Annotated in this window: 17 protein-coding genes and 2 pseudogenes; 8 read left to right on the top strand and 11 right to left on the bottom strand. The window is 68.6% G+C overall.

Translation table 11 applies throughout. The annotated features are described in order from the left end of the window. Window positions 1-4: 4 nt before the first annotated feature. Window positions 5-1,225 (bottom strand): sarcosine oxidase subunit beta family protein, encoded by a 1,221-nt coding sequence (locus HJD23_RS00275; RefSeq protein WP_171112846.1) that lies wholly within the window; start codon window positions 1,223-1,225, stop codon window positions 5-7. Beyond that, window positions 1,222-2,526, bottom strand: coding sequence for a serine hydroxymethyltransferase (glyA, locus tag HJD23_RS00270; protein WP_171112844.1), 1,305 nt, complete (start codon window positions 2,524-2,526; stop codon window positions 1,222-1,224). The genes HJD23_RS00275 and glyA overlap by 4 nt, the downstream gene beginning before the upstream one ends. Window positions 2,527-2,623: 97 nt before the next feature. On the opposite strand from glyA, the gene HJD23_RS00265 reads away from it, so the two are divergent. From HJD23_RS00265 to HJD23_RS00255, 3 genes are all read left to right on the top strand, one after another. Continuing rightward, window positions 2,624-3,301, top strand: a complete 678-nt coding sequence (locus HJD23_RS00265; protein WP_171112842.1) for a GntR family transcriptional regulator — start codon at window positions 2,624-2,626, stop codon at window positions 3,299-3,301. Window positions 3,302-4,590: 1,289 nt separating this feature from the next. After that, window positions 4,591-4,839, top strand: coding sequence for a hypothetical protein (locus tag HJD23_RS00260; protein ID WP_232107673.1), 249 nt, complete (start codon window positions 4,591-4,593; stop codon window positions 4,837-4,839). A 59-nt stretch (window positions 4,840-4,898) separates the two neighbouring features. Then, window positions 4,899-5,597: a response regulator transcription factor gene (locus HJD23_RS00255; protein WP_171112841.1), complete on the top strand. Its 699-nt coding sequence runs from the start codon at window positions 4,899-4,901 to the stop codon at window positions 5,595-5,597. A gap of 198 nt (window positions 5,598-5,795) precedes the next feature. Here HJD23_RS00255 and HJD23_RS00250 read toward each other — a convergent pair whose 3' ends face one another. Next, window positions 5,796-6,527: a ribosome-inactivating family protein gene (locus HJD23_RS00250; RefSeq protein WP_171112839.1), complete on the bottom strand. Its 732-nt coding sequence runs from the start codon at window positions 6,525-6,527 to the stop codon at window positions 5,796-5,798. A gap of 431 nt (window positions 6,528-6,958) precedes the next feature. Continuing rightward, entirely contained in the window at window positions 6,959-7,453 is a 495-nt protein-coding gene (locus HJD23_RS00245; RefSeq protein ID WP_171112837.1) for an IS3 family transposase, read from the bottom strand. A 107-nt stretch (window positions 7,454-7,560) separates the two neighbouring features. Here HJD23_RS00245 and HJD23_RS00240 point away from each other — a divergent pair, with 107 nt between their 5' ends. After that, a complete protein-coding gene (locus HJD23_RS00240) occupies window positions 7,561-8,547 on the top strand; it encodes a transposase domain-containing protein (protein ID WP_346770294.1) in 987 nt (328 codons plus the stop codon). Window positions 8,548-8,550: 3 nt separating this feature from the next. Further along, on the top strand, window positions 8,551-9,042 hold the full coding sequence (locus tag HJD23_RS00235) for a transposase (protein ID WP_171118606.1): 492 nt from the start codon (window positions 8,551-8,553) through the stop codon (window positions 9,040-9,042). 17 nt (window positions 9,043-9,059) lie between these two features. Here HJD23_RS00235 and HJD23_RS00230 read toward each other — a convergent pair whose 3' ends face one another. From HJD23_RS00230 to HJD23_RS42925, 5 genes are all read right to left on the bottom strand, one after another. After that, window positions 9,060-9,455 (bottom strand): integrase core domain-containing protein, encoded by a 396-nt coding sequence (locus tag HJD23_RS00230; RefSeq protein WP_171133947.1) that lies wholly within the window; start codon window positions 9,453-9,455, stop codon window positions 9,060-9,062. Between the two features lie 503 nt (window positions 9,456-9,958). Then, a complete protein-coding gene (locus HJD23_RS00225; protein WP_171133957.1) occupies window positions 9,959-10,240 on the bottom strand; it encodes a transposase in 282 nt (93 codons plus the stop codon). A 94-nt stretch (window positions 10,241-10,334) separates the two neighbouring features. Beyond that, entirely contained in the window at window positions 10,335-10,748 is a 414-nt protein-coding gene (locus HJD23_RS00220) for an IS3 family transposase (RefSeq protein WP_171117732.1), read from the bottom strand. Next, window positions 10,745-11,056, bottom strand: a complete 312-nt coding sequence (locus tag HJD23_RS00215) for a transposase (protein ID WP_171117730.1) — start codon at window positions 11,054-11,056, stop codon at window positions 10,745-10,747. Before HJD23_RS00215 ends, HJD23_RS00220 begins: the two co-directional genes overlap by 4 nt. Before the next feature lie 674 nt (window positions 11,057-11,730). Continuing rightward, window positions 11,731-12,015, bottom strand: coding sequence for a hypothetical protein (locus HJD23_RS42925; RefSeq protein WP_206326325.1), 285 nt, complete (start codon window positions 12,013-12,015; stop codon window positions 11,731-11,733). 109 nt (window positions 12,016-12,124) lie between these two features. Here HJD23_RS42925 and istA point away from each other — a divergent pair, with 109 nt between their 5' ends. The 3 genes and pseudogenes from istA to istB all read left to right on the top strand — a co-directional run. Continuing rightward, complete coding sequence (istA, locus tag HJD23_RS00205; protein WP_171117728.1) at window positions 12,125-13,543, top strand: IS21 family transposase; 1,419 nt, start codon at window positions 12,125-12,127, stop codon at window positions 13,541-13,543. Continuing rightward, window positions 13,540-13,719, top strand: a pseudogene (locus HJD23_RS00200) (ATP-binding protein); the annotation flags it as partial. The gene istA and the pseudogene HJD23_RS00200, both read left to right, overlap by 4 nt. A gap of 180 nt (window positions 13,720-13,899) precedes the next feature. Further along, a pseudogene (istB, locus tag HJD23_RS00195) lies at window positions 13,900-14,487 on the top strand (IS21-like element helper ATPase IstB); the annotation flags it as partial. Window positions 14,488-14,721: 234 nt separating this feature from the next. On the opposite strand, the gene HJD23_RS00190 reads toward istB, so the two are convergent. Then, window positions 14,722-15,036 (bottom strand): helix-turn-helix transcriptional regulator, encoded by a 315-nt coding sequence (locus HJD23_RS00190; RefSeq protein WP_171117725.1) that lies wholly within the window; start codon window positions 15,034-15,036, stop codon window positions 14,722-14,724. Next, entirely contained in the window at window positions 15,033-15,383 is a 351-nt protein-coding gene (locus tag HJD23_RS42920; protein ID WP_240980958.1) for a tyrosine-type recombinase/integrase, read from the bottom strand. The genes HJD23_RS00190 and HJD23_RS42920 overlap by 4 nt, the downstream gene beginning before the upstream one ends. Between the last annotated feature and the right edge of the window lie 268 nt (window positions 15,384-15,651).

Below are 15,651 nucleotides of genomic sequence, written 5' to 3'. Positions count from 1 at the left end.
CTCCTCAGTGCGCCACGGCTGCTGCGCCGTGTTCGTCGATCAGTGCGCCCGTCCGGAAGCGGTCCAGGGCGAAGGGGGCGTTCAGCGGATGCGGCTCGCCGGTCGCGATGGTGTGCGCGAAGGTCCAGCCGGCGGCCGGGGTGGCCTTGAAGCCGCCGGTGCCCCAACCGCAGTTGACGTAGAGGTTCTCGACGGGCGTCGAGCCGATGATCGGGGAGGCGTCCGGGGTGACGTCGACGATGCCGCCCCAGGTCCGCAGCACATGGGCCCGCGCGAAGACGGGGAACAGCTCGATGGCGGCGGCCATCTGCTGCTCGATGACGTGGAAGGAGCCGCGCTGCCCGTATCCGTTGTAGGAGTCGACGCCCGCGCCCATCACCAGCTCGCCCTTGTGGGCCTGGGAGACGTAGACGTGCACGTGGTTGGACATCACGACCGTCGGGTGCACCGGCTCGTGCAGTTCGGAGACCAGTGCCTGCAGGGGGTGCGACTGCACGGGCAGCCGTACGCCCGCCCGCTCGGCCAGCACGCTGCTGTGTCCGGCGGCCGCGAGGCCGACCCGGCCGGAGTGGATGCGGCCCCGGTTGGTGTCGACGCCCACGACCCGGTCGCCGTCCTTGAGGAAGCCGGTGACCTCGCAGCCCTGGATCAGGTCGACGCCCAGCTCGTCGGCCCGGCGGGCCAGCGCCCAGGCCACGTGGTCGTGCTTGGCGATGCCGGCCCGCGGCTGGAAGGTGGCGCCCAGAACCGGGTACCGGGTGCGGGGGGAGACGTTGAGGATGGGGCAGACCTTGGCGACCTCGTCCGGCTCCAGCCACTGGGCGTCGACCCCGTTGAGGCGGTTGGCGTTGACCCGGCGGGTGCTCTCGCGGACGTCCTGGAGGGTGTGCGCGAGGTTGAGGACGCCGCGCTGGCTGAACAGGAAGTCGTAGTCCAGCTCCTCGGGGAGCCCTTCCCACAGCTTCAGGGCGTGCTCGTAGATCGCCGCGCTCTCGTCCCAGAGGTAGTTGGAGCGGATGATCGTGGTGTTGCGCGCCATGTTGCCGCCGGCCAGCCAGCCCTTCTCCAGGACGGCGACATTCGTGATGCCGTGGTTCTTGGCGAGGTAGTAGGCGGTCGCGAGGCCGTGGCCGCCCGCGCCGACGATGACGACGTCGTACGAGGAGCGCGGCTCGGGGTTGCGCCAGAGGAAGTCCGGGTGCTCCGGCAGCGGCTCGGCGGTCATGCCGCGTCTCCGTTCAGGTGGGGGTAGAGGGGGAAGGCGGAGGCCAGCTTCGCGACCCGGCCGCGCAGTTCGTCGTCGGGCCGTTCGCCCTTGAGGGCCTCGGCGATGATGTCGGCGACCTCCCGGAACTCCGCCTCGCCGAAGCCTCGGGTGGCCAGGGCCGGGGTGCCGATCCGCAGCCCGGACGACACCATCGGCGGACGCGGGTCGAAGGGCACCGCGTTGCGGTTGACGGTGATGCCGATGCGGTGCAGCCGGTCCTCGGCCTGTTGCCCGTCGAGCGCGGAGTCGCGCAGGTCGACGAGGACCAGGTGGACCTCGGTGCCGCCGGTCAGCACGGTGATCCCGGCCTCCGCCACGTCGTCGGCCAGCAGCCGCCCGGCGAGGATGCGGGCGCCGTCCAGGGTGCGCTGCTGGCGCTCCCGGAACTCCTCACCCGCCGCCACCTTGAAGGCGACCGCTTTGGCCGCGATGACATGCTCCAGCGGCCCGCCCTGCTGGCCCGGGAAGACCGCGGAGTTGATCTTCTTGGCCAGCTCGGCCCGGCTGAGGATCACTCCGCCGCGCGGGCCGCCGAGGGTCTTGTGGGTGGTGGTCGTGACCACGTCGGCGTACGGCACCGGGCTCGGGTGGAGCCCCGCGGCCACCAGGCCGGCGAAGTGCGCCATGTCCACCATCAGGTACGCGCCCACCGCGTCGGCGATCCTCCGGAACGCGGCGAAGTCCAGCCGCCGGGGGTAGGCCGACCAGCCGGCGACGATCATCCTGGTCCGGTGTGCGAGGGCGAGCTGCTCGACCTCGTCCATGTCGACGCGCAGGTCGGATTCGCGCACGTGGTACGGCACGACGTTGTACAGCTTGCCGGAGAAGTTGATGCGCATGCCGTGGGTCAGATGACCGCCGTGCGCCAGGTCGAGGCCGAGGATCGTGTCGCCGGGCTTCAGCAGCGCGAACATGGCGGCCGCGTTGGCCTGGGCGCCCGAGTGCGGCTGTACGTTCGCGGCCTCGGCGCCGAACAGTTCCTTCACCCGGTCGATGGCCAACCGCTCGACGACGTCGACGTGCTCGCAGCCGCCGTAGTAGCGGCGGCCCGGGTAGCCCTCGGCGTACTTGTTGGTCAGCACCGAGCCCTGGGCCTCCATGACGGCGGCCGGAGCGAAGTTCTCCGAGGCGATCATCTCGAGCGTGGACTGCTGACGGTGCAGCTCGGCGTCCACGGCGGCGGCGATGTCCGGGTCGAGCCTGCTGAGCGGGAGGGTGAGCGGGGAGGTGAGTGTGTTGGTCGACGAGCTGGTTGCCATCGGTGCACCATCCTGAGAGCCAACTAAAGCGCAACTGATATATCAGACTGTTGCGGTACGGTATGGGAGCTCGCCGGACAGGTCAAGGGGGCAGTTCATGCAGCAGGCGGCTACCGACCCGAGAGGCGGGGAGACCGAGGCGGGTCTGTCCCTCGCCGAGCGCGCCTACCGTGCCATCCGCGACCGGCTCGTGATGCTGGAGATCCGCCCGGGCGCGCCGATCAACGAGGAGCATCTGGCCCAGTCCCTCGGCGTCGGACGGACGCCGGTGCGCGAGGCACTCAAGCGGCTCCAGTACGAGCGGCTGATCACGACCTACCCCCGGCGCGGCACCTTCGCCACCGAGGTCAACATCACCGACCTGGCCCACATCTCCGAGGTGCGCCAGGAACTGGAGCCCCTGGCCGCCGCCCAGGCCGCACGGCGCGCGACGGCCGCGGACCGGGCGACCCTGACGGCCCTACGGCAGGAGCTGGAGCGCGCGCGCTCCGGTCGGCAGGACGCCGCCGAACTCATGCACCTCGACCTTCAGGTCCACCGCGCCGTCTACGCCGCCGCGCACAACCCGTACCTGGAGGACACCCTCGTCCGCCACGACAACCTCGCCACCCGCATCTGGTGCCTGTTCATCGACCGGCTGTCCGACATGGCCGGCCACGTCGAGGAGCACGGACCGTTGATCGAGGCCATCGTCGCCGGTGAACCCGAGAAGGCGGCACAGCTGGCCCGCAGCCACGTCAAGGACTTCGAACAGGCCATCCGGGACGCCATCTGAGGCGGGCGCCTGTGTCCGGCCGTGAAACACATGTCGTCTTAGGGCCCGTGCCCCAGTCCGGACCTGCTGTTCTGCCATGTCCTCGCAGGTGCCGTCGGACCTTGTGGGGGGCGCGGAGACCGAGTCCGCCAGTCTTCAAAGTCCCGCAGGTCATCTGCGGTTGCTTCGTTCCAGTTCTTGCCCCGGCGCCACGGGAAATCGAAGAGCACGCAGTAGTCACCGGTGCAATTCCGCTTCGTCTCGTGTTCAAGCCGTGAGAAGGACGAGCGGCACAGGTGCAGGCTCAGAACCCCGTCGACCTGGTAGCCCGGCGACAGTAGAAGCGCATCTCCAGTGCGAATCCCGAACCGCTCCTCCCGATCCGCCGTCGACGTCACCGGCTGTGAAGTTCGAGGTCTTGTGTACGACGATGCGCGCGCTGGTGGCCGGTGGTAGTGCGGTACTCGGCCAGGGCATCCAGCAGCAGTGCCGGGCATAGGAGTGCGTCAGGTGGGGCGGGCGGTCGCTCTTGGAGATCTGCACGGTGCCGCCGCGGACGACGACGCCGTCGCCCCGTTCGTTGAACACCTGGGCGACGGCGGTGTGCATTCGGCACCCACTTCCTCGACAGCACTCACCGACACATCACCCCTCTCCCCAACCCGTTCAGCGCCCCCGGCCTCGCCGGCTACCGCCTCGTCGGCACGGCCACGCGTCTGAGGTTCGAACTGCCGCCAGGGTGAACGGAACGGTGCCCGGTTGGCGAAACGACGTCGAGCTGGGCCCGTGCCGGCACATGCCTGTCGGCAACGGGCAGGGACCGCGAGCCCTTGGGACAGAGCAACTGCATGGGCCGACGTGGCGCCGTCGCACTCTGATGCACGCGATTGCGCATGACTGGTGTGTCGGTCACGCCGGACCAGGGCACTCCCACAAGATCGTGTCACGAGCTCTTGCCACTGTTGATTAGGGTCGGGGAGTGAGAACGCAGCGTCAGCCGTCCGTCGGCCTGACTCTCATCAGAGGGCCGTTGCTCCTGCTTGCTACAGCGCTTGGTCGTACTGATAGAGCGTCCACAACTCGTTTTTGGGTTTGGGTCAGCTGGGCCGGGTTGTCCGTCGCGCTGGTAACGGCCAGTGCGCTGAGCAGGTCCTTGATGCGGCGGGCCACGGAGCGCCGTCTCACTGCCACCAGCACGCTTCCTGCGTAGCTTTCGTCGACGGTTCTGGACATGATGGCCTCGGTGCAGAGTTCGTTAACAAGAGCGCGGGCTGTTTGGTCTGGGGCGGCTGGCCGGTACCCCGCTGGAGGTGCTGGACCGGGCCCGGATCCGCGAGACTGTCATCCCGCTGGCCTACCTGGCAGGCGGCACCACCGCGATGGGCGCCTTCGGCGCCATGCAACTCAACAAGGCGGCCGGCACCACCATCAACACCTCCGGTGCCGTGCAACCGGTGATCTGCGTGGTGGTCGGCGCGCTGACCATGCTCGCCGCGATCGCCGGCAGCAAGCCGCTCCTGCGGAAGGTGACGGCGGGCCCGGTGCAGACGGCGGACTGACATCGTCCCGACGGGGCCCCGCACCCCAGGCCCCCCTTCCACTGAGGGATGATCGAGCCATGACCACCCCAGCTCCGTCCGGGGCGCCCATCCGCGTCCTCATCGCCGACGACCAGGAGATGGTCCGCACCGGCTTCCGCTTCTTCCTCGACGCCCAGCCCGACATCACCGTGGTCGCCGAGGCCGCCGACGGCGAGGAGGCGGTGGCACTGGCCCGCCGGGAGCGGCCCGACGTCTGCCTGCTGGACATCCGCATGCCGAAGCTGGACGGGCTGGAGGCCACCCGGCTGCTGGCGGGACCCGACGTGGCCAACCCGATGCGGGTCGTCGTGGTGACCACCTTCGACCTCGACGAGTACGTGTACGGGGCACTGCGCGGTGGCGCCTGTGGATTCCTGCTCAAGGACTCCGGACCCACCCTCCTCGCGGAGGCGGTCCGCGCCGCCGCGGCCGGCGACTCGCTGGTTTCGCCGTCGATCACGGTCCGCCTGCTCAAGCAGGTCACCGCACCGCAGGCCGCCGCCGCTGCCCCGGTGAAGCCGGCGCCGCCCACGGAGCCCCTCACCGACCGCGAACTGGACGTCGTCCGCTTGGTCGCCCTCGGCCGAACGAACGCCGAGATCGCCGCCGAGCTGTACGTCTCCCTGTCTACAGTCAAGACGCACCTGTCCAGTGTCCAGCTCAAACTCGCGGCCCGGAACCGCGTCGAGATCGCGGCCTGGGCCTGGCAGCACGGGCACGCACAGCCCGGTGCGTGAGCAGACGCTGCCGTACAGCGCCGTGCGCCGCCACGCCGGCCAGTGCCCCATTGGGCTCGTTCGCCCCGTCACGGCGCCCGCGCTCCCTGGGCTCCCGGTTATCGTCAGCCGGGGTAGTCCACGGCGAGCTGGTTGGCCGCTGCCTGCATGGTCCGCAGGGCGAGGGTGCCGCCGACCACGAAGTTGAAGGCGCGACTGTCATTGATGCGGTCGCGGACATAGCGGGACAGCTGCGCCCAGACATTCTCCCAGTCGATGGCCCTCACGGGCTCGTGGGGCGAGCTCGTTCGCGTTGCCGCCGTCGCCGCGCACCTGGACATACGTGCCGACGGTGAAGGTCGTTCCGGCCAAAGCATTGGAACCGATGTTCGCGGAGATGAAGTCGAACCGGGCGCCCTCGGCGAACATCTGGATCATCGTTGTGCTGGCGGACGCCTGCTCGGCCGTCTGGGTAGCGTGAACTGACCCGAGAGGCCTGGCGGCGCGCAGCACGCTCATCGCCGAGAAGAAGGTACCTATCCCGAGACGCTGGTCGGAGCGGTCGAAACCGCCGACGCGTTCCAGGTAGCCGTAATCGCCCTGACGCAGGAAGTCGCTCCTGACGTGGGCCGCGTTGACGGGGTTGGCAGGGCCGGCACCCATGCGGACGTAGGTGTTGGTCGCGTGGTTGAAGTAGCCGACGACATACAGGTTGGCGGTGTTGAACACGAGACTGGCCTGCGGGGTGCCCACACCGGCCTGGAAGTTGACGGCGAAGTAGTCGTTCACGTCGGCGGGCCGCTGGCGCAGGATGCCCTCGCGCAGGGTGCCGTTGCTGACCCTCTCACGGATCTGGCTGATCACCGAGTTGTAGGTGTTCATCCAGCTGCGGCGGTCGTTACTGTTGAAGTTGGCATCAATGTTGCCGCTGACCCTGTCCGCGGCGGCCAACTGGACATGGGCGAGGCCGTGGGAGTCGGGGCTGTGTCCGGGCCGGCCAGGTAGACCGCGCCGGCGAGAGCGGCAGGGACCGCCAGCGACACACCGAGCCGACGGAGAACGTGATTGCTCATGGTGGGTTCCGTCCTTCACGGATGGGGCGTGAGACAGGAGCCGGCCCGCTGCAGAGCGTCGCGAGCACGGCTGCCGCCTCTTCGTAGTGGTGAGGGCCGCGGAGACGAGCGCGGTCAGGCCCGCAGGACTGATGAGGTTCCTGCTCATTGGCCTGCCGGTTTTTTTCGGCCCTCGTATCAGGCCGGGCTGCGCGCCGACGGCAGATACCACGTTCAAAAGCCGCGGAGTTGTTCGCCAGGCCAGTCCAGGGAGCCAATCAACCAGATCTCTGAGCTGCCCCGAGTTCCGTAGAGTCCGGTGATCTTGTTTCAGGCGGACTGCGGGATTTGCTTCTGGCTCCGCCAGAAGGCTTGCTCGTACTCGGCCGGTGGCACGTAGTCGAGTGCGGAATGGAGGCGTTCTTCGTTGTACCACGTGACCCACTGGAAGATCGCCCGCTCGACCTGGTCGACGTCCCGCCACGGCCCTTGCATCTCGATCAGTTCGGCCTTGAAGGTGCCGTTCAGGGCCTCGGCCATCGCGTTGTCATAGCTGTCCGCGACGGAGCCGACCGAGGCGTCGGCGCCGATCTCGGCGAGCCGGTCGGTGTACCGAATGGATACGTATTGCGAGCCGCGGTCGCTGTGATGGATCAGGCCGGAATCCTTCTTGATCCGGCGTCTCCACAACGCGATCTCCAGGGCAACCAGCGGGAGTTCGATGCGCATGTGGTTCGCGACCTGCCGGCCGACGATCATCCGCGAGTACACGTCCAGGACGAACGCCACGTATGCCCACCCCGACCACGTGCGGACATACGTCATGTCCCAACGCCGGTAAGTTAGCCGCTCTTTCGGGGGATTGACGGCATACAGGAGCCCCAGCGGGACTGGTTTTCGACCAAGAAGACCGCGTCCGTGCCGAGGCTCCCGTGTCTGCTCATCCTGCCACCGTTCCCGCTGCCCGAGTGAGGCTGAAGCCATCGGGCTCTCCTCATCCTTTAGATGATCTCGGTCTGGGAGCCCTGCCACAGTTGCTGTCTCCCGACCTCGTGGATCAAGTGATCGCCGACTGCGGGCGCCGGGAACGGCGGGTGCGTGCCCTGCCGGCCCGTGTGACGTTGTACTTCGTCCTCGCTCTGTGGCTGTGCCCGGCCGCCGGCCCCGAGGTGCTGCGGATGCTGTTCCAGCAGCTCAAGGAGCAGCTGCGGGCAGGAGCACTGCGGATCCCTTCGACCGCGGCCGCGGTCCAGGCCCGCCGCCGGCTCGGCCCTGCCCCGCTCAGGGCGCTGTTTCGGCGTCTGCGCGGCCCTCATGGCGATCCCGGCGCTCCGGGGATGTCGGCCTTCGGATGCGACCTGGCACTGCTGAAGGTGTCGGTGGACGGCACTCGCCTGGACGTGGCCGACACCCCGGCCAACCGGAAGGCGTTCGGCGCCCCGCCGCGCGGCCGCTTCGGCTCCGGCCGCTATCCGCAGATACGAGTGCTCATGCTGATCGCCAGCGGGACGCGGGCGGTGCTGGAGGCGGTCTGGGGACCGTGGTCGGTCGGCGAACTGCCGCTGCTGGACAAGCTCATGCAGACCGGGGCCGTGCGCCGGGGCATGCTGGTGCTGGCAGACCGGTACTTCACCGGCTTTCCGCAGGTGTCGCAGATCGTCCGCACCGGCGCCCACCTGATCTTCCGTACTCCCTCCCGGCGCAAGCTTCCGGTGTTCACCGAACTCCCCGACGGCTCCTACCTGTCGGTCCTGCCCGGCCCGGTCTACTCGGTCAAGGGCGACTGGCGCCGCAGTGCCCGCGAACGCGGCCGCCGCCTGGGACTGCGGGCCCGCCAGGAGCAGGGCATCCGGATCCGCGTCATCGAGGCCGAAGTCACCGTCATCCCCGAGCACGGCGAGCCCCGCACCGAGTCCTAACGGCTGATCACGACCCTGCTCGATCCCAAGCAGGCCTCCGCCGAGCAGATCGCCCGGCTCTATGCGGAACGCTGGGAGGCCGAGATCGCCTTCGCCGACCTCAAAACGTACCTGCGCAGCCACCAGAAGGTCCTGCGCTCGAAGGACCCCCAGGGCGTGGCCCAGGAACTGTATGCCCTGCTCATCGTCTATCAGCTGGTGCAGATCACCCGTGCCCGGGCGGCGCGGACATACCCGCACGCCGAGGCACTCGACCCCGACCGCCTATCCTTCACCGTCACCCTGCGGGCCCTGGTCCGCACCATCGGCCGGACAGCACCGCCGGCACGGCTTCTGCACGACGCGCTGCGCGAGATCCACGCTCACCCTCTCCTGACGCGCCGCCCCCGCGCCAAACCGAGAGAGCGCAAAGGCACTGTCGCCCTGGCCAAGGCGATCACGACTCGTCCGCCGAGCAAGGTCGATAACAAGATCACTACTGAAGTTTCCCCGTGATCTCGGACACGTGATCGTTACGCCGCAAGGGCGTGCTGGTGTCGTTGCCTGGTCTCGGCCGGGGTGAGGTAGCCGAAGATTTTGTGCTTGCGCAGACGGCGGCGGTTGTAGAAGGTCTCGATGAAGGTGAAGACCTCGGCGCGGGCGGTCGCCCGGTCGGGCCAGGTCCGGGTGCCGATCTCCTCCTTCAGGAGGGCCCAGAAGCTCTCCGCGGCGGCATTGTCGAAACATGACCCAGTCCGCCCGCAACTCTGCCGGAGTCCCAACTCCTCTATCCGGTAACGGAATTGGGACGAGGTATACTCGCTGCCGCGATCGCTGTGGATCACACATCCCGGCTCCAGGTTCCCGGCCATGTGCCATGTCCAGGGCGTCGACGACGAGGTCGGCTCGGTGGTGATCGGCCATGGCATAGCCGACGACCTCGCGGGTGGCCAGGTCCAGCCAGCAGGCGAGGTAGAGCCAGCCCTCGGCGGTGGGCAGGTAGGTGATGTCGCCGACCAGCTTGATCCCGGGACGCTCGGCGTGGAAGTCACGGCCGATCAGGTCCGGGGCCGGCTTCGCCTTCGCATCCGGCCGGGTCAGCGAGCGGCGCTTGCGCCGTGTGACGCCGCGTATGTCGCGCTCGCGCATCACGCGGGCGACACGCTTGCGGTTCACCCGCTGCCCCAGGCGTCGCAGTTCAGCGTGAATGCGCGGGACACCGTAGGTATGGCGGGAGGCGATGTGCAGCACCGTGATCTCATGCCCGAGCGCGTCGTTCGCGGCCTCCCGGGCGCGGCGGGCCGCCTCGCCATCACACCACGCGTAGTACGACGAGCGGGCGACCTTCAGCACCCGGCACAGCAGAACGACCGGGTAGTTCGCCTTCTCCGTGTGGATGAACCGGTACAGCTCGCTCACCGGTCGTTCTCCTTCACGAAGAAGGCGGTCGCTTTTTCAGGATCTCGATCGTCTGCTGTTGTTCGCGGACCTCCTTGCGCAGCCGCTTGAGTTCCTCGCGCTCGGCGCTGGTCAGCTCACCGGGCTCGCCCTCGCCCCGGTCCGCCTTGGCCCGGCGGTACCAGCCACGCAGGGACTCCGAGCTGATGCCGAGTTCCCGGGCCACCGCAGTGACCGTCTTGCCCGAGGAGTCGACGAGCGCGATCGCGTCCCGCTTGAACTCCTCGGTGTACCGCTTCGTGTACTTGCTTCCCACCTGGTGCTACTTCCTCTGGAACCTCAGGTCCCAGTCTCCAGGTGTCCACGATCAAGGGGAAGCTTCACTACTCGTGCCCCAAGGGGCAATTGACTTACCGGCGTTGCGTCATGTCCGCCACCCACAGTTGGGCGGGGCGGGAGGCGGTGAAGTCACGGTCGACCAGGTCCGGCGGGCGGGGCGCCGACGGCTCCGGCACGGTAGTCCTGCGACGTTGACCACGGATTACGCCCTCCAGGCCCAGCTCACCCTCACCCATCAGCCGTTCGACGGTGCAACGGGCCACGTCGACGCCCTTGCGCCGCAGCGCGCGGGTGATCCGGCGGACACCACAGGTGCCGCCGGACTCGGCATGGACCTGTTCGATCAGCGGCATGAGCTGCTCGTCCCGCAGCCGGCGGGCCGATTCCGGCCGCTTCTTGCGGGCGTAGTACGCCGACTCGGACAGCCCCAGCACCCAGCAGGCGAACCCGACTCCGAGGCCCTTGTCTCTGAGGTGCTCGATCACCTGGTCGGCCTCGTCCGGGGACGGTCGAGTTCCGCCGCAAAAAACGCGCTGGCAGCTTTGAGGATCTCGTTCATCCGCCTCAACTCCGCGTTCTCCCGTCGGAGTTGCCTCAGCTCTTCCCCCTCGGCGGTGGTCAGCCGATCGTCGCGCTCACCGGTGTCCGCCTCGGCTTGGCGGACCCAGCCGCGCAGGGCCTCCTTGTGGATGCCCAGGTCCTTCGCGACATGCGCGATCGGACGGCCGGAGGTGCGGACCTCGCGCACGGCCCGCTCGCGGAGCTCGTCAGGGTACTTACGTGGTGCCGGCACTGCTCGTGGTTCTCCTTCGGGCCAGGATCATAAGCCTGGCTTCAGGGACTCCACGAAACCGGGGTCAGCTCAGGTTATCGCTGGTCAGGGAGGTGGCAGGCAGGATCAATCCGCGCGGGGAGAAGCGGACGGCTGCACGGCACAGCTGCTGGTGTCCCTGCAGGAGTGGGTTGGGGTAGCGGGACGGGGCAAGTTGAGGTGGTCAGGGCCGCCGTGAACGGGAGGGCTCCCCCCTGTCTGGGCCTCTTGTTGGAGGAGGGAGAGGCGAGGTTCGTCAGTTGTCCAGCGGCGGAAGAGCTCGCGCTGCTGGTCCAGGGTGAGAGTGCGGCCGCGGAAGCCGTTCGGCTCCTTCACCATCAGGGTGCGGGTCGGATCGAACAGCACGATGTGCTTGGAGCGGGCGAAGCGGAAGAACTGCCGGAGTACCACGAATCGGCGTTTGCGGGCCCCTGGGCACGGTGGCGAGGAAGGCTTCGACATCGTGCACGTCGACCAGGGCAGTTGGAGTGCTCATCGTTCAGGAGCCGGCCCAGGTCGGTGACCAGGCCGCAGGCCCGGGCGACGCAGAAGCGGGCCGCGACGTGCGCGACGAAGTCCTCGAGCCAGGCGGGCGGGTCGGCGAGTTGGTCGCGGAGGTGTTCGCCGCGGATGAAGGGGCGGCCGGGGTGCCGTTGTCAGCAGGCGGAGCACAGGCCCAGTCCGGCATGCCGCCGCAGCTGGCCGCACTCGCGGCAGATCCGGGGTGGCTGCTTGGGCGGCCCCGGGCGTGAGCACGAGCCGCACCAGCCGGTGTCCTCGCGCAGATAGCCAGGCTTGCCGCAGCGCGGGCAGGGCTGCTGGGCGGCGAACCGCTCGGCCTTGCGGCGGCAGTCCCGGCACAGCCGGTTGCCGGCCGCGCGGACCGGATGGCCGCACTGTTCGCAGACGCGCGAGCAGGTGATGCACCTGTCGGCGTACACATGAACGTGCATAGCCGCGTACGGATGAACGTGCAGAGTTCTTGATGTGTTGAGGGACGTTGCTCGGCACTCTGCTGCCTGTTGTTGAGGTTGCAGAGAGGGGTGGGCCGTGGTCCTGGATCCGCAACGCTGGCTGGAATTGCGGCGCTTTCGCGGCCTGGTCGAGTCCGGTGCCATGAGCCTGTCGGAGGTCGCCAAGGAGACCGGACTCAACTGGCGGACGGTCAGCAAGTACCTGTCTGCCGACGGGCCCGTGTCACCGCCACGCCGGTCACCGAGCGGGCGGTCCAGGGCGAGGGTGATCGACGAGTTCGCGCCGCTGGTCGACTCCATGCTGCGGGCGGAGATCCTGATAAAGGCTGCGGTCATCCACGAGCGGCTGGCCACGGAGTACGGATTCACCGGCAACTACCAGCGGACCAAGCTCTACGTCCAGGAAGCCCGCCCCAGGATCGCCGAGGAACTCGGCATCACACCAAGGGAGCTGGCGGGCATGCACCGCCGCTTCGAGGTGATCCCCGGAGCCCAGGCCCAGGTCGACTGGGGCGACGAGGGCAAGATCCTCGCCCACGTGGGCATCGCGAAGGTCTACTCGTTCCACATGACGCTGGCGTACTCACGCGACCCGTTCTGCTGCTTCACCACCAGCCAAGACCTGCAGACCTTCTTCGACTGCCACCGCCGGGCGTTTGCCCACTTCGGCGGGGTGCCGATGACGATCGTCTATGACCGCACCAAGACCGTCGTCCGCCGCCACGTCGCCCCCGGCGAGGCCGTCCCGCTGCACCCGGAGGCGGTCGGCTTCGCCGGCCACTACGACTTCGATATCGACGTGCTGGCCGCCTATCGGCCCACCGGTAAGGGCCGCGTCGAACGGCAGGTGCTGATCGTCCGCGACCACGTCCTGTCCGGGCGGGCCTTCTCCTCCATCGAGGAGATGGACGCCGCCTTCCTGTCCTGGGTGCCGCAGCGCAGGGCCCAGATCCACAAGACCCACCGGGAGGTCATCGGCGAGCGGGCGGCCCGTGACCACGCGGCCCTCAAGCCGCTGCCGCCGACTCCGTATCTGGTGACCGAGCGGCACCTGCGGCCGGTCGGCAAGGACTGTCTGGTCGCCTTCGGCGGCAACCTCTACTCGGTGCCCGCCCGCCGCGTCCGCCCCCGTCAGCTGGTCGAGGTCCGGGCCACGAAGTCGCAGGTCATGCTCCATTCGACCGCTCCCGACGGCAGCGGCGAGACGCTGCTGGCGATGCACCCGAGGGCGGTCGGCCGCGGGACGCGTGTCGTCGAGGAGAGCCACTGGGACGGTCTGCCCACCGGAAACGGCCGGCGGACCACCACGGGTGACGTCCCGCCGCGGCGCCGGCACGAACCGGCCCCGGGCGAGGCGGCCGGGGCGCTGCAGGCCCTGCTGAACCGGGCCGCCGCCACTCAGATCGAGGTCGGCCGCCGACCGCTGTCGGTCTATGACGAGCTGACCGGGACCCGGCCCTTCACCACCAACTCCCCGACGAAGGAGTCCTCTTGAGCGAGCTGACCGGCAACCGCATCCGCACCACGGCCGGCAAGCTCGGCCTGCCCCACCTGGCCGAGACCATCAACGAGTACACCCGCCGGGCCGACGAGGCCAAGCTGGGCTACCTCGACTTCCTCGACCTGGTGCTGTCCGAGGAGTTGGCCGTCCGCGACGACCGACGCTTCCGCTAGGGCGTGTTTCGAAAGTCCCGTCTGGCCCGCGACGCCTGGCACGGCGCCTCGCTGCGTTGTCGGGGTCGCCCGCGTACGCCCAGTACGCGGGCGACCCTCCGCCTTGCGATGCACCGCACCAGACGCCGCGGGCCTCGCCCTCCGGGCGGACGACGCTACTTTCGAAACACGCCCTAGGGCCTGCGGCTGTCCCGGCTGCCGCACCACAAGACACTGGATGAGTACGACTTCTCCTTCCAGCCCGATCTCGACCCGCGCAAGGTCAAGGACCTCGCCACCCTCTCCTTCGTCGAAGCCAAGGCGAACGCCGCCCTGCTGGGGCCGCCTGGAGTCGGCAAGACACACATCGCCGTCGCCCTCGCCGTCGCGGCCTGCCGGGCCGGCTACTCGATCTACTTCACCAGCCTCGACGACATGGTCCGCAACCTCAAAGCCGCCGAGGAGACCGGCCGGTTGACCAGGAAACTCGGCACCTACCTGCGGCCCAGCGTTCTCGTGGTCGACGAGGTCGGCTACCAGCCCCTCGAGCGAGCCGAGGCGAACCTGGTCTTCCAGGTGATCTCCAAGCGCTACGAGAAGGGCTCCATCATCCTGACCTCGAACAAGACCTTCAGCGAATGGGGCCAGGTCTTCGGCGACGAGGTCCTCGCCACCGCCATCCTCGACCGCCTCCTGCACCACTGCGAAGTGATCTCCATCAACGGCCCGAGCTACCGCCTGAAGAACCGCCTCAAAGCCATCGAGCGCGAGACCGAAGTCGCCTGATACCTCTGCACGTTCATCCGTACGCGACTCTGCACTTCAGCTCGTACGCCGACAGCACCGGCCGGTGTCCTCCCGGAGGACACGGTCCTTGCCGCAGACCGGGCACGTTGCCTTCGCGGCCTGTTCCTGCATCCGACGCCGGCACCGGCAGCAGTGCTCACGGTCGAGATAGCCGACTGGTGCCCCGCAGGTGACGCAGTCGCGTTGCCTCTTGCCCACCGCTGTCTCCGCCGGTCACAGCGGCGGCATTGACCGGCCGCGTCCGGAGACGGCCTTGGGAAGTTCGGTGACGGGCCGGGGCGGAGCCACGGGCTGCTCGACGGGGGTGGTGTCGACTTCGATCAGGTCGTTCGGGGTGCACTCCAGCGCGGTGCACAACGCTGCCAGGGTGGTCATCTTCACCTGCGAGGGTTCCTTGGTGAACAGCGCGGACACCGAGGCGGAGGACAGCTCCAGGCCGGCCTTCTCGGCCAGCAGTCGCCGCAGCTCGGTGCCCGTCCAGATCTCGCGCTGGGCGGCGGCCATCCGCAGCCGCCATCGGATCTTCATGCGGTGGTGTCCTTCTCGGTCAGCTCGGCCAGAGTGCCGGCGACGGCCCGCTGATAGGCGTCCTCGATGAACGTCGCGGAGGGCCGGACATAACGCATGGTCGAGCTGACCGTCCAGTGCCCGAGCATTTGCTGGATCGCCACCAGGTCGACGCCGCGTTCGTAGTTGTGGGTCGCGCAGGCCCTCCGCAGGGCATGCGGGCTGAACCGGTCTGCGGGCGGGCGCCCTTCGAGCTGAGATAGCGAAGCCGGTTGCGGATCGTTCCGCGATGCAGGCTGCTGCCGGACTCGTCGGCGAACAGCACCGGTGAGTCCGGGAACTTGGGCCGTACGTCTTCCAGGAACCAGCGCAGCACCAGGTCCAGGCCGTCGAGCATGGGCACCCAGCGCGGCCTGGGCCCGGAGGTGTGGGCACCCTTGCCGAAACGGACGTGGAGCTTGCCGAACGGGCCGCGGCTGAAGTGCACATCCGGCTTGTCCAGCAGCGATGCCTCCTCCGAGCGGAGCCCGGCGTGATACAGCGTCCGGAACATCGCATAGTCGCGGGCGGCAGGTCCGTACTTCCGGGCGGTGGCGATCCGCTGCTTCAGGAAGTGGAAGAACTCCGCCATCCTAT

It is taken from the genome of Streptomyces sp. Z423-1, assembly GCF_013009255.1.
In the GTDB taxonomy this organism is placed as follows: Bacteria; Actinomycetota; Actinomycetes; order Streptomycetales; family Streptomycetaceae; genus Streptomyces; species Streptomyces gossypiisoli.
This window is presented reverse-complemented; position numbering and strand designations above follow the sequence as displayed.

Excerpts from the sequence above, each read along its gene's own strand:
- HJD23_RS00275 (WP_171112846.1), bottom strand. The coding sequence starts at position 1,225 with ATGACCGCCGAGCCGCTGCCGGAGCACCCGGACTTCCTCTGGCGCAAC.
- glyA (WP_171112844.1), bottom strand. The coding sequence starts at position 2,526 with ATGGCAACCAGCTCGTCGACCAACACACTCACCTCCCCGCTCACCCTC.
- HJD23_RS00265 (WP_171112842.1), top strand. The coding sequence starts at position 2,624 with ATGCAGCAGGCGGCTACCGACCCGAGAGGCGGGGAGACCGAGGCGGGT.
- HJD23_RS00255 (WP_171112841.1), top strand. The coding sequence starts at position 4,899 with ATGACCACCCCAGCTCCGTCCGGGGCGCCCATCCGCGTCCTCATCGCC.
- HJD23_RS00245 (WP_171112837.1), bottom strand. The coding sequence starts at position 7,453 with ATGACGTATGTCCGCACGTGGTCGGGGTGGGCATACGTGGCGTTCGTC.
- HJD23_RS00230 (WP_171133947.1), bottom strand. The coding sequence starts at position 9,455 with ATGCCATGGCCGATCACCACCGAGCCGACCTCGTCGTCGACGCCCTGG.
- HJD23_RS00190 (WP_171117725.1), bottom strand. The coding sequence starts at position 15,036 with ATGAAGATCCGATGGCGGCTGCGGATGGCCGCCGCCCAGCGCGAGATC.